We start from the raw sequence: 14,278 nt of genomic DNA, 5'->3' as shown, positions 1-14,278 counted from the left end.
GTTTTGCCGGATCGCGCCCGGTAAGGGCCCGGATTACGGGAACATGTGGATGTGAGTCGGGGGGATCGGGCACTGCGTCGCACCGCGTACGTCATCGCGGGCCTGGGCACAGCGGGCTGTGTGGCGGCGGTGCCCGTGCACGACTGGCTGGCCGAGCGCATCGCCGTCACGCCCTTGTACTGGTCCGACCTCGTGCTCGGCTCGGTCTGGCCGCTGGTGGGCGCTGTCGTCGCCAGGGGCCGCCCGCGCAATCCCGTCTGCTGGCTGATGCTGCTGCCCGCGATGATCGGGCCCTACCATCTCCTGGCCTACTACGCCGGTTACAGCCATCTCGTCGCGGCGGAGCCGCTTCCCGGGTGGGAAGCAGGGGCCTGGGTCGGATGCTGGGGCTTCGTCGGCTACTGGTTCGCCACGCCCTTGGTGCCCCTGCTCTTTCCGCACGGTCGCCTGGGGACGGCGCCGCGCCGGGCCTGCGCCTGGGTTGTCGTCACGGTCGCCGGGACAGGAACGCTGGCCACGATGGTGCGGCCCAGCGGCACCGACCCCGTCCCCGGCGTCCCGAATCCTCTCGGGATCGCGGGCTGGGAGTGGCTGCACACGGTGATGTTCGTCTGTGCCGCGACCACCATGCTCGGCGGCTCCCTGGTGGCCGCCGTCCTCCTCGTCCTGCGCACCCGCGCGGCGACCGGTGTCGAGCGGGCTCAACTGCAGTGGCTGATGCTGGGCGGCCTGCTGATGACGTTCTCCTTCTTCTCCTTCCTGCTGGACGACGCTGAGCAGCCGGCTCTGGTCGGCGATCTCGTCATGCTGGTGGGGCTGCTCGGACCGCCCGCGAGCGTCGCGGTCGCCATGCTGCGGCACGGACTGTTCGATGTGGAGCTGGTCCTCGGGCGCGCCATCGTCTTCGCCGTCCTCAGCGCGCTCGTGCTGGGGGTGTACGCCGCGGTCGTCGCCGGCGCCGGACTGATCGCACCCGGGTCACTGACGGGGACCTGCCTGATCGCTTTCACCGCACTGCTCGCGGCCAACGGGCGCGGAGCCGTCCAGGCAGCCGTGGACCGAACCCTGTTCGGGCATCGCCACGATCCGTACGCCGTCGTCGCCCACGTCGGTCGCCGTGTCGCTCCGGCCGGCGAGCCGTCGGAAGCCATGCAGCATCTCGTCGACGCCCTGCGGTCCGCGCTACGGCTGCCCTACGCGGCCTTCGAAAGCCCCGCCGTGGCGGCGGCCTCCGGCAGGCCGGCGGCGGGCGCGGGCTGGCGGGCCTTCCCCTGCCGGGCCCTGGGCCGCGAACTCGGTGTACTCCGCGTAGGACGACGAAGCGTCAACGACCCCTGGACGGCGAAGGAGCAGGCCGCGGTCCAAGAGGTCGCGGACCGCGCCGGGACACTCGCCTACGCCGCCGGTCTCGTCGAGGACATCGCCCGCAGCCGGTCACGCATCCTGTCCGTGCGTGAGGAGGAGCGACGGCGGCTGCGCGCCGACCTCCACGACGGAATCGGCCCCTCCCTGGCCGGCACCGCCCACCAGCTCGACGCCCTCGCCCGGCGCATCGACGACCCCCATCTCGCGGGATGCCTCAGAACACTTCGGGACAGGCTCCGTTCCACCGTCACCGATCTGCGCACCGTGGTCCAGGGGCTCCGGCCCGCGGTCCTCGACCAGCTTGGGCTTCCCGGCGCCCTGCGGGAACTGTTGGCCGGATACGAGACACCGGCATGCCACAGCAGCATCGACAGCGCCTGCCACAGCCTGCCGGCCGCCGTCGAGGTCGCCGCCTACGCCATCGCCGCCGAGGCGGTCACCAACGCCGTCAGGCACAGCGCCGCCGGCCGCCTCGAACTGACCGCCCGTATGGAGGACACCGTCTTGATCCTGACCGTCCGCGACAACGGACGCGGTATTCCGCCCAGGCACAGGGCCGGTGTCGGACTGCGCAGCATGAGGGAGCGCGCGGCCGAGGTCGGAGGCCGGCTGGAGGTGACGACCGCACCCGGCGAGGGCACCCTCGTGCGAGCCGGTCTCCCGGTAGGTGACCAGCGATGAGCGTCCCCGTCCCCGTCGCTGTCCTGGTCGTCGACGACCATCCCGTCTTCCGGGCCGGAATGGCCACCGTCCTCGCCGATCTCCCCGATGTGATGGTCGTCGGAGAGGCGTCCGACGGCGCCGAGGCCATCGCCGCCGCCGACCGGCTGCGGCCGGCGATCGTGCTCATGGACCTGCGCATGCCGAACGTCAACGGCTTGGAAGCCACGGCCCGGATCACCACGGCACATCCGGAGATCGCCGTGCTCATCCTGACCATGGACGAGGACGACGACTCGGTGTTCGCCGCCCTGCGCGTCGGCGCCCGTGGCTACCTGCTCAAGGAATCGGACGGCGCCGACGTCCACCGCGCCCTGCTCGGGGTCGCCCGCGGCGAAGCGGTCTTCGGCCCTCGGATCGCCCAGCGCGTCCTGTCCCACTTCGCCACGCCGCCCGCGGCCAGATCCCCCCTGCCCTTTCCCCACCTCACCGACCGCGAACGCGAGACCCTCGACCTGATTTCCCGCGGTCTGGACAACGCGTCCATCGCCCGCCGCCTGTCCCTGTCCGAGAAGACCATCCGCAACCGGGTCAGCGACGTTCTGGTGAAACTGCACGCCCGGTCGCGCACCGAGGCGGCGGCCCTCGCGCGGGACGCGGGCCTCGGTCATCCCCGTCACTCCACGTAGGACGTCCCCTGGAGGGCCGGTTCAAGGCCCTCCAGGGGACTGGGGGAGGGGAGGATGGTCAGAAGGGGGCCGCCGAGGCTACGACGTCACCGTCAGCAGGTCCCGCTGGTCCTGCGGCAGTTCCACCTTGTCGGCGTACAGCAGCGCGTGCCCCGGGTCGAAGACCAGCGCCACCTCGCCCGCGAGCCCGCCGTTGCCGCTCAGCACCTGCACCACCTGGTCGCCGAGGCGGACGTCGTACTCGTAGCGGGAGCCGACGTAGGAGCTGGTGATGACCTGGGTGTCGAGCCGGTTCACGCCGGCCGGTGTCTCCGCCGAGGCCACGACCTCCAGCCGTTCGGGGCGGACCGCCACCGTCACGGAGTCGCCGGTCGGGACGCGCTCGTCGCTGTCGACCCGTACGACGTCCCCGCTGGCGTCGAGGAGGACGGTGTGCCGGGTGCCGTCCAGGCTCACCACCTTGCCGGTGAGGAAGTTGCAGCGGCCGACGAACGCGGCGACGGCGGGCGCGGCGGGCCGCTCGTAGATCTCGTGCGGCGTGCCGATCTGGATCATGTTGCCGCCCTCCATGACGGCGATCCGGTCGCTGAGCGCCAGCGCCTCGTCCTGGTCGTGGGTGACGTAGACGGTCGTGATGCCCAGCTCCTCCTGGAGCCGCTTGAGCCAGGCCCGAGCCTGTTCGCGCAGCTTGGCGTCCAGGTTGGAGAGCGGCTCGTCGAGCAGCAGGACGGTCGGGGAGTAGACCAACGCCCGTGCCAGAGCCACGCGTTGCTGCTGGCCGCCGGACAGCTGGTGCGGGTAGCGGCCGCTCAGGGCGGCGAGACCGACCTTGTCCAGGGCCTCGTGGATCAGGGTCTTCTGCTTGTCCTTCGGGACCTTGCGGATGTTGAGCGGTAGCGCGAGGTTCTTCGCGATGGTCATGTGCGGCCACAGCGCGTACGACTGGAAGACCATCCCGAGGTTGCGCTCCTCGGGCGGCAGGAAGATACCCGCCCCGGCGTCCACGAACGGTCTCCCGCCCACCGCGATCGAGCCCTCCGTCGGCTGCTCCAGGCCCGCGATGCAGTTCAGCGTCGTCGACTTGCCGCAGCCGCTCGCGCCCAGCAGCGTGAAGAACTCCCCGTCCTTGATGGTGAAGGTGACGTCCCGCAGGACGGAGTTGTCGCCGAAGGTCTTGGCGAGGTTCTTGACGGTCACCTCAGGCATGGTGCTTTCCCTTCATGAGCAGTCCCGCGAGTGCGACGAAGACCGCGGTGATGCCGATCTGGAGGGTGGCCAGCGCGGCGACGGATCCGGCCCTGCCCTGCGTCCAGAGACTGAGCATGGTGGTGCCGAGGATGTTGTTGTCGGCCGAGCTGAGGAAGACGGCCGGGGAGTACTCCTTGAGCATGATCACGAAGGTGAGCACCAGGGCTCCGGCGAACGCCGGCGTGATCAGCGCCCGCAGGACGCGGAAGAAGGTCATCAGCCAGTCGGCGCCGGAGACCCGGGCCGCGTTGTCCAGCTCACCGCCGATCTGCATGATCGCCGGGGCGACCGAGCCGAACGCGCTGGGCAGGGCCCGCATGCCGAAGGCGATGATGACGGCGTAGATCGTGCCCTGGAGGACCGAGCCCATCCCGAACGGGGCGAGCGCGAAGGCCCAGAAGAAGCCGATACCGATGATGATGCCGGGGAGGGACTGCGGGATCAGGGCCAGGTACTCCACCGCCCGGCCCCAGCGGAACGTGGACCGGCGGGCCACCATCACCGCGAACACGGCGAGGACACTGACGACCACCGAGCCGACACCGGCCACGATGAGGCTGTTCCACAGCGACTGCACGTAGTTGTCGGAGTCGAAGACGAGCTCGTAGTTCTTCGTCGTGACCGTCCTGAACGGCGACTGGAGCGGCGTGAAGACGAGCGTGAAGGACCGCATCACCAGGCCCGCGATCGGGATCAGGGCGCCGACGATCACGTAGAACCAGATGCAGGCGATGCTGACCCACTTCAGCCAGCCCAGGTCGAGCTTGCGCGGCCGGGTCACCTTGCCGCGTACGGACACGAACCGGGCCGCGTCCTTCAGCAGCTTCGCCTGTACGGCCACCAGGCTCAGCGTGACCACGAGAATCACCGTGGAGGCGGCGCCCAGCATCGTGTAGTCGGGGTCCACCGACTGAAGTCCGTTGTGGTAAAGGAAGGTCGAGAAGACGTCGATGCTGACCGGCTGGCCGTACAGCAGCGGCACGCTCAGTGTCTCGATGGAGACGGAGAAGACGAGGATCGCCGAGTAGACGATCGGGGGCCGCAGCAGCGGCACGATCACCTGTGCCAGGATCCGGAAGGGACCGGCCCCGCAGACCTGGGCGGCCGATTCGAGCGAGGCGTCGGACTGCCGCAGGGCGTTGGCGCAGAACACGTACGCGATCGGGGCGAGTGCCACGGCCTCCGTGAGCGCCATGCCGGGGATGGAGTACAGGTTCCACGGCACCCCGCCGAAGATCTGCTGCACCTTGACGCTGACGAATCCGGCCGGGCCGTACATGATGATCCAGCCGAAGCCCAGGATCAGCGAGGAGATGAAGAACGGCCACTGCATCGCCAGGGCCACCAGCCGGCCGCCCGGCAGCTTCGTCCGGACCACCACGATCGCCATCGGGATGGCGATGGCCAGGCTCAGCACGGTGGTCAGGGAGGCGAACAGCAGCGTGTTCAGGGCGACTTCGCCGAAGCCGGCCTTGGTGAAGAGGTCGGTGTAGCCGCTGAGGGTGAAGGCCCCGCCCGCCTCGTAGAGCGGGCGGTTGCGGATGCTCTGGTAGAGCGTCGGGACGATCGGGGCCAGCACCAGGACGGCGAGGAACGCCAGGACCGCGTACTGGACGGCCGTGTCCCGTCCGATGCCGAGGGGGCGGCGGTAGCGCGGTGGGCTGAACGTCTCCGTGGGTGACTCGCCGGCGGGGGTGCGCGGCGGCTGGGTGAGGGTTGACATCTGTTCTGACTCCGATCGTCCCGGGAGGCTGCCTACTTGCGGAGTCCGTCGAAGCGCTCCTGCCAGGCGGCGGCGTCGTCCTTCGCGACCTGCTCGTACTTGACGTGGATGATGTTCTCCTCGCCGACCGCGTCGACGACCTCCTGGTAGGTGTGCAGGCCCTCGCCCTTCACGCCCTCGCGGTACGAGGCCAGTCCGCCCTCGGCGACCGCGCGCTGGCCCTCCTCGGAGAGGGCGAAGTCCAGGAAGAGCTTCGAGGTCGCCGGGTGCGGCGCCTCGGCGGCGATACCGAGGCCGCGCGGCAGGACGACCGTCCCGTCCTTCGGGAACACGATCTTCACCAGGCCCGCGCTGTCCTCGACGACCGGGTACGCGGGGGAGGCGCTGATCAGGAAGCCGGCCATGTACTCACCGGCGACGATCTTCTCCAGCTGGGTGCCGGAGGAGGTCTCCGGGCGGGTCAGCGGGAGAATCTTCTCCAGGTCGTTCCAGGACTCCGGGTTGCCCTCGGTGAGCGCCCGCGTGACCGTGAAGCCGAACGAACCCTCCGGGTCGCGGACCGTCACCTTGTTCTTGTACGTGTCCTCGTCCGACGTGAGGATCTTCGCGAAGTCCGTCAGGGTGGTCGGCGGGGTCTCCATCAGCGACGTGTTGTAGGCGATCGTCATCGGGTCCTGCGACACCGAGTACACGCTCGGCAGCAGCTCCGCGCTCGCGCCCAGCTCCTCCAGCTCCGGTGACTTGTACTCCAGGACCGTGCCCTTACGGGCCGAGAAGTCGGCCCACGCGGTCGCCGCGCTGGAGATCAGGACGTCCGCCGGGGAGGAGCCGGCCGCGTTCTCGGACAGGGTCTTCTGGAACAGCTCGTCGCTGTCCAGCTCGTTGACGGAGACCGTCTTGACGAAGCCGTACTTCTTCTTGAAGTCCCGGACGATCGGGGCCATGTTCTCGTCGCCGAGGTTCGAGTAGACGGTGAGCTTGCCGCCCTCCTTCTCCGCGGCCGCGATCAGGTCGGCGTAGTCGGCCGGGTAGTAGTCCGGCACCTTGCCCGCCGAGATCTTGTTCTCCGCCACCTTCGGCGCGGTGTCGTCGCCACCGCCGCAGGCGCCCAGGGTGCCGAGCGCGAGGGTCGCGGCGAACGCCGCCGCGAGGGGACGCCGGTATGCCGTTCCCCTGCCGGTGACGACGAGGTGCCCGGTAGCGGTGTGGCTGGATCTGGCCATGGTTCTCCTCCTGGCGCGTGCCTTCTGGCAGCTGTTGCCGGGAGGTTAGGGACCCAGGTCAGGCCGGTAAATCCTTTGTCGGTCAGAGCTCGTACTGCTCGTATTGGTCGTTGAGTTAGTGACGCGAGTCACCCTTGTTGAGCAGGCATGGATGGCTGGGAATGACCGCCCTTGAGGTGCGCCGTGAGCTGCTGGAGCCGCCCCCACGCCTCCGCGTCCGCGCCGTCCCCGAGGGGGTAGTGCAGCGCCGGACGGGACGCCGGGCCGAGGTGCTTCGCCCGGACCTCGACCGGTGGCCGGCGCGCGTGGTCCAGCCCGATGGCGTGCACGTCGTCCGGGCCGAGCGTGAAGGCCACGGGCAGCGGCGGGCCCTCCAGAAGGGGCGCGGTCGTCAGGTCGGCGCGCGCCACGCGCACCGAGGTCAGCATGGTCCGCAGCCCGTGCTCCCGGACCAGCGTGTCGGCCAGCGGCTCGATCCGGTCCAGCGGCGGCTCCTCGCCGGCCGCGTACCCGACCGTCAGGACGACGTCCTCCTCCACGCCCTTCGTCGTCCGCGTCACCCGGACCGTCGCCATGGCCGGCCGCTCGGGGGTGCCGACCACGATCAGCTGCGAGGGCTCGGGCGCCCGCTCCCGGGCCAGGTCGGTCACCTGCCGCCGCGACCAGGGCAGATTGACCGGTTCGGCGGTGCCCCAGCCCGCCGGCGCCGCCCCCGTCAGCTCCTGCCAGGCCGCCTCCAGGGCGCCGCCCAGCAGCAGCCGCTCGTCGGGCCGGTGCACCGTACGCAGGGCGACGATCAGCTGCCGTCCGGGCGGCTCGTCCCCCGGACCGCCCGCCGCGCCCTTCTCCGCCGCGCCCTTCTCCGACACGTGCGCCGGGCGCGTGAACGCGGCGGCCACCGCCGCCGTCCCGTCCTCGGCGAACGCGGGCGAGAACGCCCCGTCCCGCCAGCGCAGCACCGCCCCCGACAGCCCGTCGTAGTAGCCGCACTCGGGGTCCTGGACGACCCAGCGGTTGGGGACGCGCGCGAGCGTCGTACGGGCGGCGGTGGTCAGGCGTACGCCCGGCGGCGTGACGATCTGGAGGGACCGCCGGGACGCCACGGCCGTGCGCATGATCTCCGCGAGCCAGCTGGTCAGGGCCACCACCGGCCGGTCGACGAGGACGACGGCCGCGTGCTCGGTCACCACGTCCACGGCGGGCTGTCCCGACCCGGCCGACGGCACGGCCGACACGTCCACGGCCTGGGTGCTCGCCGCCCCGGACGGCCAGGTGGAGCCGCCCAGCAACGCGTTGAGCCGCCCGCACACCACACCCGCCAGCCGCTCCGCCTCCGGCACCGCCGTGGACGCCCGTGCCTCGGTCCACCAGAACGGGGCCCGCACACTCTGCCCGAGCAGCCGCTCCGCCTCACCGGGTACCTGCACCAGCACCGGCGACTCCACGGACACCAGCGGACGCCCGCCCGGCCCGTGCAGCTGGACGACCGCCCCGTCGGCCGCCGCCGACATGTCCAGGTCGGAGCCGCCGGCGTACAGACTCGTCATGAGGGCCCACACATCGGGCATCTTCGGGGTGAGCGCGATGACGTCCCTGGTCACGGGCGGTCGCCCTCCTCGCTGTCGAGTGCCGTCTGGATCAGCTGATGGGCCCGCCCCCGGCGGACCAGCGTGCCCCGCCCCGGCGGCTGCGCCGAGGCGTACAGGCCGGGGAAGAGCTGGCCCTCGCTCCGCTCACCGGTCATGAGCAGCGCGGCCGTACCGGTCTCGCGCAGGGTCTGCAGCAGCGGCTCGTACATCGCCCGGGAGGAGCCCGCCACCCGCCGCGTGATCACGAAGTGCAGCCCGATGTCCTGGGCCGAGGAGACGTACGGCAGGAACGGCGACAGCGGCTGCTGCCCGGCGGTGGTGAGGATGTCGTAGTCGTCGACCAGGATCACGATGCGCGGCCCCTTGAACGCGGGCTCGTCGGTCAGCGCGTCCGGGTCGGCGCTCTGCGGCATCCGCTTCTCCAGCTCGCTCGCGATCCCCGTCGCCAGGCCCGCCGCGAGCTTGGCGTTGTGCGCGTAGCCACCCCGGTACGGCTCCGGGATCACACCCCGCAGCCCGCGCCGGGGGTCGAAGACGCCGAAGACCAGCTCCTCGTCCGAGTACCGCTCCACGAGCCGCGCGGCGACCAGCTTCAGCAGGTTCGTCTTGCCGCACTCGTTGTCGCCCAGTATCAGCAGATGCTGGTCGGCGCCGAAGAGGTCCAGCAGGGCGGGCGCGAGGGCGTCCTGGTCCACGCCGATCGGCACCCGGTGCGGCTCGGCGAGAACCGACGGCAGCCGGCCGGACGGCAGCCGGGTCGGCAACACCCTTACGGGCGCGGCCAGTTCACCGTGCCAGGTGGAGCGGATCGTCCGGGCCGCGTCCTCCAGCGCGGGACCGAGGTCGCCCGTGGACGGCCGTCCGTCGAGGCGCGGCAGGGCGGCCTGTGCGAACAGCTTGCCGTCGGTCAGGATTCGCCCCGGCGTGTCCGGCGACAGCGTCTCGGAGAGCTTGCGGTCGACGCTCGAATCGCTCGGGTCGTTCAGCCGCAGCTCCACCCGCGTCCCGAACATCGACTGCGTCGCGATCCGTACGTCGTTCCAGCGGAGCATGCCGCCGACGACGTGGATGCCGTACCCGCCGCCGCGCTTGAGCAGGTCCACGACCGTGTCGTCCAGCTCGGCGAACTCGTCGCGCAGCGCCCCGAACCCGTCGACGAGCAGCACGATGTCGGTGGACCCCAGCTCGCGCAGCTTCCCCTGCGCCCGCAAGTGCCGCAGCTGGTCGACGGAGTCGATGCCGTGCTCCCGGAACAGCTCCTCCCGTTCGTTCAGCATCGTCCGCACCTCGGCGACCGTCCGCGCCGCCCGCTCGCGGTCGGCCCGCCCCGCGATCCCGCCGACGTGCGGCAGCCCGGCGAGCGCGGACAGTCCGCCGCCGACCAGGTCGAGCCCGTAGACGGCCACGTCGGCGGGCGTGTGGGTCGTGGCGAGGGAGAGCGCGAGGGTCCGCAGCAGGGTCGTCTTGCCGGACTGCGGGCCGCCGATCACCGCCGCGTGCCCGCCCGCGACCGTCAGATCGAGCACCCAGTGCCCCTGCCACTGCTTCGCCGGATCGTCCAGCACCCCGAGCGGCACCCGCAACGGCCCCTCGGCGGACGGCAGCCGCAGCCCCCGCTCGTCCACCCGCACGGGCCCGGCCGCCGCGTCCAGCGTGATCGCGTCCGGCAGCGGCGGCAGCCAGATCCGCCGCACCGGCCGGGCCGCGGAGGCCAGCTGGTCCACCATCACCGACATCACCGTCGGCCCGGTCTCCCGCTTGGTCGCCTTCGGCCCCTCGACGGCCTCGGTGTCGGTCCGCGCGCTGTCGAGCGTGTTGTACGTCGGATACGTCCAGGCCGGCGGCGTGTCGTCCTCCTGCGCCACCAAGGCCGGGCCCCGGTACGCGCCCGAGACGTACCCCGCCTTGAACCGCTCGTACGTGGAGGTGTCCACCTTCAGATAGCCGAAGCCCGGCAGCGGCGGCAGATGGAACGCGTCGGTCGTGTCCAGCACGGTCCGCGACTCGTCGGCGGAGAAGGTGCGCAGCCCCAGCCGGTACGAGAGGTAGGTGTCCAGGCCCTTGAGCTTGCCGCCCTCGATGCGCTGGCTGGAGAGCAGCAGGTGGACGCCGATGGACCGTCCGATGCGGCCGATGGAGAGGAACAGGTCGATGAAGTCCGGCTTGGCGGTGAGGAGTTCACCGAACTCGTCGATCACGACGAAGAGGTGCGGGAGCGGTTCGAGGTCGGGCCGGCGGGTGGCGCGCAGGGCGGCGTAGTGCCCGATGTCGGCCACGTTCCCCGCGTCCTTGAGCACCTGCTGCCGCCGCTTCACCTCGCCCGCGAGGCTGGAGTGGACGCGCTCGACCAGCCCGGCCTGGTTCTCCAGGTTGGTGATCACGCCCGCCACGTGCGGAAGTCCGGTGAACGGGGCGAAGGTCGCGCCGCCCTTGTAGTCGACCAGGACGAGCGCCAGGTCCTCGGGGGAGTGGGTGGCGGCGAGCGCCAGCACGAGGGTGCGCAGCAGCTCGCTCTTGCCGGACCCGGTCGCGCCGACGCACAGCCCGTGCGGGCCCATGCCCAGCTCCGAGGACTCCTTGAGGTCGAGCAGGACAGGCTCGTGACGGTCCGTCAGGCCGATGGGCACGCGCAGGAACTCACGCTCGCCTCGGGGTGCCCACAGTTCGTGGAGATTCAGTACGGCCGGGTCGTCGATGCCGAGGAGGCCCGGGAAGTCGACGGAGCCGGTGACCGGGGTGCCCTCGGCGGCCGACTCGGCGGACAGCCGGAGCGGCGCGAGCAGCCGGGCGAGGCCCTCGGCGCCGGCGGCGGTGACCTGGTCGCAGGTGCCGTGCGCGGGCGGGACGGCGGTGGGGGCCGTGATCGCCGAGGGGTCCGGATCGCGCAGGTCCTCCACCACGACCTCATCGCCCCGCACGGTGATCCGCACCGACACGTGGTCGGGCTCGTGCACCTGCTCCGCCAGCAGATGCAGCACGGTGACGCCCATGTCCGCGAGCCCCACCGCCGTGTCCGGGCGGGGCAGTTCGGTGGCCGTCTCCCCGTACTCGTCGCTCACGACGAGCATGCGGGACGCCAGCCGCAGCGCCTTGCGGTCGGCGAGCCCGCGGCGCACCTCCGCCGCATACGACGCGCGCCGGCCCAGCTCGTGCCGGAAGTGCCGGGCCAGCTGCGGCAGGCTCGGCGCGATCCGGCGGGCCGCCACCGGACCGTCGTGCTCCTGCGCGTCCAGCACGTGCGGCAGCCACTTGACCCACTCCCAGTCCGCCAGCCGCTCGCCCGGGACGCCGAGCGCCACCGCCACGTCGTCCGGCGCGTGCGCGACGGCGACCTGGACGAGGAGCGCGCGGGCCACCCGCAGGACGCCCTCCCGGTCGCCGACCACGCTGACGTTGCCCGCGCGGTCCAACGGCACGGTGACCGGGCAGTCGCCCGCCACCGAGTAGCGGGCCAGCAGCGCGCGGGCCTCGTTCAGCATGAAGGGGTCCGGCGGGGTCATCACCCCGCCCTGGTTCTGCCCGATGACCAGGTCCGCCACGGGGACGTCACCGGTGCCGACCCGCACCCGCAGGAAGTCCGGGTCCTGCCGCCGCCGCTCCCACAGCCGGGCGGGGTCGCGCACCAGGTCGTACAGCGCCTCCGGGGGCGGATCGAGCACCCGCGCGAGCGCCCGCCGTTCCCGCTCCTCGTCCCCGAACTCCTCGCGCAGTTCCTCCAGATACTCCAGGTACCGCTCGCGCTGCGCGCGCCGGGTGCGCTGGGCCTTGCCGCGCTGCGAGAGGAAGAGGGCGACCGCGCCGAGCAGCGCGAACACCAGCACCATCGCGCCGAGTGCCGCGAACTGGCTGTTGCGGATCACGGTCATCATCACGACCGAGCCCATGACACCCGCCATCGGCAGCAACGCCGTCGCCGCCGTCCCCGCCCTGCCCTCCGGGAGGTTCGGCGGCGGCTCGATCGTGCGGGCCCCCGCGGTCCCGAGCGGCCGGGTGCTGCGCGCGGGCCGGTGGATCAACTGCTGGGTCACGGACGGACCCCTTCTGCCTGTTCCTTCTGTTCTTCCTGCTGTTCTTCCTGCCGGTGGTCGTTCATCGCATCCGCACCGCCCGGGTCATCGCCTCCGCCGCCAGCGTGATCGCCGCCGCGCGGGTCTCCCGGCCGAGCAGCGCGGTGCGGATGGGGCCGCCCTGGGCGAGGTGGCGGTCGTAGGGGACGGGGACGACGTGGACGCCGGACTCCTTGAGGTGGGCGACGGCCGTGTCGCGGTCCAGCGTCACGTCGGGGGAGTTGGCGGTCAGCGCTACCACGGTCGAGCCGAGCGCCGAGTGCGGCAGCTGTCCGAGCCAGTCCAGGACCTGGCGGGTGCCGTTGACGCCCTCGGCGGTCATCGGCGCGACGACCACGCGCGCGTGGGCCGTGTCCATCGCCGTACGGGCCACCTCGCCGGGCAGGGTCTCGCAGTCCACCACGGTCACCGCGAAGTAGCGTCGCAGCGCGAGGGTCACGGTGCGGTACGTCCGGATGTCCAGCGGGGCCCCGACCCGGCCCTGGCTGCCGGGCAGCAGCCAGCCGCCGTCGGACACCGGCACCAGGTACCCGGTGACATCGGTGAGCTGCATCGCCGGGTTCAGGATGCGTGCCAGATCGGCCGCCGCCCAGCGCACCGAGTCGGCGCCCATCCGCACCGGGAGCGTGCCGAGGGCGGCGTCCGCCTCCATCGTGAGCACGGGGTCGTGCCGGTAGTGGTTGAACGTCCGCCCCAGCAGCGCGGCCGTCGTCGACTTGCCCACCCCGCCCCGGATCGACGTCACGGCGATCACCCGCCCCGTCGTCACCGGCTGCTGCAACTCCCGCGCGATCCGGGTCTCCTCGGCCACGTCCTGCGCGGCGGAGGAGGCGAGCTTCCGGATCGAGCGCCCCGTACGCCGCACCACGGAGTCCCCGTGCTGCGGCCGCCCGAGCGCGTGCGCGAGCCGGGGGTCGATCGTGGGCACGGAGTCGGGGGCGCGCAGGGGCGTCTGCGGCACCCGCGCACCACGAGCCGCCGGCGCGCCGCCCGACGCCCCGGCCCCCGGCACCCCGTCCCCACCGGGCACCTCCGGCACCTCCCCACCACCGTGCGCTCCGGCAGGGGGGCTCACGACGGGGGAGTGCGGCACGGGGGGTGTGCCGGTGGGCTGTACCGGCGGCTGTGCGTAGTGCCCTGGCCGTGGCGGCGGTGGTAGGTCGGGGTTCGGCTGCGTGGGCGGTTGCTCGACGGGTGTCGTCCGTAGGGGCGGCTGTACGGCGTGGCCCGGCTGTACGTGCGCCTGTGCGGCGGGCGCCGGCCGGCCCGGCTGCTGCCCGAGGTGGGTCTCCTGCGAGGGCGGCCAGGCGACGTGCCCGGTTTGAACCGGCGGCTGTACGACGGATGCCTGCTGCACGGCGGGCACGGCCTGCCCCGGCGGCTGCGCAACCTGCCCCGGCCGTACCGGCGGTGGTACGTCGTGCCCCGGCTCCACCGACGGCTGCGGCTCCACCGGCGGCTGCGGCTGCACGAAGGCTGCCTGCCGCACCGCCTGCGTCGGTTCAGGCCCGCCCACCGACTCCGCCGTCCCGGTCGGCTCGGTCGGCTCGGTCGGCACCGACCGCACCAACCTCAGCGTCGGCTCGCCCCGCCGGGCGGGGGTCACCGGCGCGGCGGGGGCGGTGTTCTCGCCCCCGGGCGCCGGCTCCTGCCCGCCCAGCTCGCGCAGCACATCCCGCTGCCAGTCCCCTGCCTGCGTCATGTGCGGCCCCCA

Annotated in this window: 8 protein-coding genes; 2 read left to right on the top strand and 6 right to left on the bottom strand. The window is 72.2% G+C overall.

Translation table 11 applies throughout. The features are described 5' to 3' along the window. Positions 1-51 precede the first annotated feature (51 nt). Together STRBO_RS0133660 and STRBO_RS0133655 are read left to right on the top strand one after the other, a co-directional pair. Positions 52-2,046 carry a sensor histidine kinase gene (locus STRBO_RS0133660; protein ID WP_020115496.1) on the top strand — a complete coding sequence of 665 codons (1,995 nt, stop codon included), beginning with the start codon at positions 52-54 and terminating at the stop codon, positions 2,044-2,046. Continuing rightward, the gene (locus STRBO_RS0133655) at positions 2,043-2,714 is read left to right on the top strand and encodes a response regulator (RefSeq protein ID WP_005486414.1); all 672 of its coding nucleotides are present in this window, start codon (positions 2,043-2,045) and stop codon (positions 2,712-2,714) included. Before STRBO_RS0133660 ends, STRBO_RS0133655 begins: the two co-directional genes overlap by 4 nt. Before the next feature lie 78 nt (positions 2,715-2,792). On the opposite strand, the gene STRBO_RS0133650 is transcribed toward STRBO_RS0133655, so the two are convergent. The 6 genes from STRBO_RS0133650 to STRBO_RS45750 form a co-directional block, all read right to left on the bottom strand. Next, the gene (locus STRBO_RS0133650) at positions 2,793-3,920 is read right to left on the bottom strand and encodes an ABC transporter ATP-binding protein (protein ID WP_005486412.1); all 1,128 of its coding nucleotides are present in this window, start codon (positions 3,918-3,920) and stop codon (positions 2,793-2,795) included. Beyond that, positions 3,913-5,685, bottom strand: a complete 1,773-nt coding sequence (locus tag STRBO_RS0133645; protein WP_005486410.1) for an ABC transporter permease — start codon at positions 5,683-5,685, stop codon at positions 3,913-3,915. The genes STRBO_RS0133650 and STRBO_RS0133645 overlap by 8 nt, the downstream gene beginning before the upstream one ends. A 32-nt stretch (positions 5,686-5,717) precedes the next feature. Next, complete coding sequence (locus tag STRBO_RS0133640; protein WP_005486409.1) at positions 5,718-6,908, bottom strand: ABC transporter substrate-binding protein; 1,191 nt, start codon at positions 6,906-6,908, stop codon at positions 5,718-5,720. Between the two features lie 128 nt (positions 6,909-7,036). Then, on the bottom strand, positions 7,037-8,509 hold the full coding sequence (locus tag STRBO_RS0133635; RefSeq protein ID WP_005486403.1) for a DUF6177 family protein: 1,473 nt from the start codon (positions 8,507-8,509) through the stop codon (positions 7,037-7,039). Continuing rightward, positions 8,506-12,525 (bottom strand): type VII secretion protein EccC, encoded by a 4,020-nt coding sequence (locus tag STRBO_RS0133630; RefSeq protein WP_005486402.1) that lies wholly within the window; start codon positions 12,523-12,525, stop codon positions 8,506-8,508. Before STRBO_RS0133630 ends, STRBO_RS0133635 begins: the two co-directional genes overlap by 4 nt. Before the next feature lie 61 nt (positions 12,526-12,586). Continuing rightward, positions 12,587-14,266, bottom strand: a complete 1,680-nt coding sequence (locus STRBO_RS45750) for a CpaE/TadZ family protein (RefSeq protein WP_005486401.1) — start codon at positions 14,264-14,266, stop codon at positions 12,587-12,589. Between the last annotated feature and the right edge of the window lie 12 nt (positions 14,267-14,278).

The sequence above is a fragment of the Streptomyces bottropensis ATCC 25435 genome (assembly GCF_000383595.1).
In the GTDB taxonomy this organism is placed as follows: domain Bacteria; phylum Actinomycetota; class Actinomycetes; order Streptomycetales; family Streptomycetaceae; genus Streptomyces; species Streptomyces bottropensis.
Note: the sequence above shows the minus strand (reverse complement) of the source record. Positions and strands in the feature narration are given on the sequence as shown.

Bases quoted from the DNA above. Each gene is read 5' to 3' on its own strand.
- STRBO_RS0133655 (WP_005486414.1), top strand. From the start codon at position 2,043: ATGAGCGTCCCCGTCCCCGTCGCTGTCCTGGTCGTCGACGACCATCCC.
- STRBO_RS0133650 (WP_005486412.1), bottom strand. From the start codon at position 3,920: ATGCCTGAGGTGACCGTCAAGAACCTCGCCAAGACCTTCGGCGACAAC.
- STRBO_RS0133645 (WP_005486410.1), bottom strand. From the start codon at position 5,685: ATGTCAACCCTCACCCAGCCGCCGCGCACCCCCGCCGGCGAGTCACCC.
- STRBO_RS0133640 (WP_005486409.1), bottom strand. From the start codon at position 6,908: ATGGCCAGATCCAGCCACACCGCTACCGGGCACCTCGTCGTCACCGGC.
- STRBO_RS45750 (WP_005486401.1), bottom strand. From the start codon at position 14,266: ATGACGCAGGCAGGGGACTGGCAGCGGGATGTGCTGCGCGAGCTGGGC.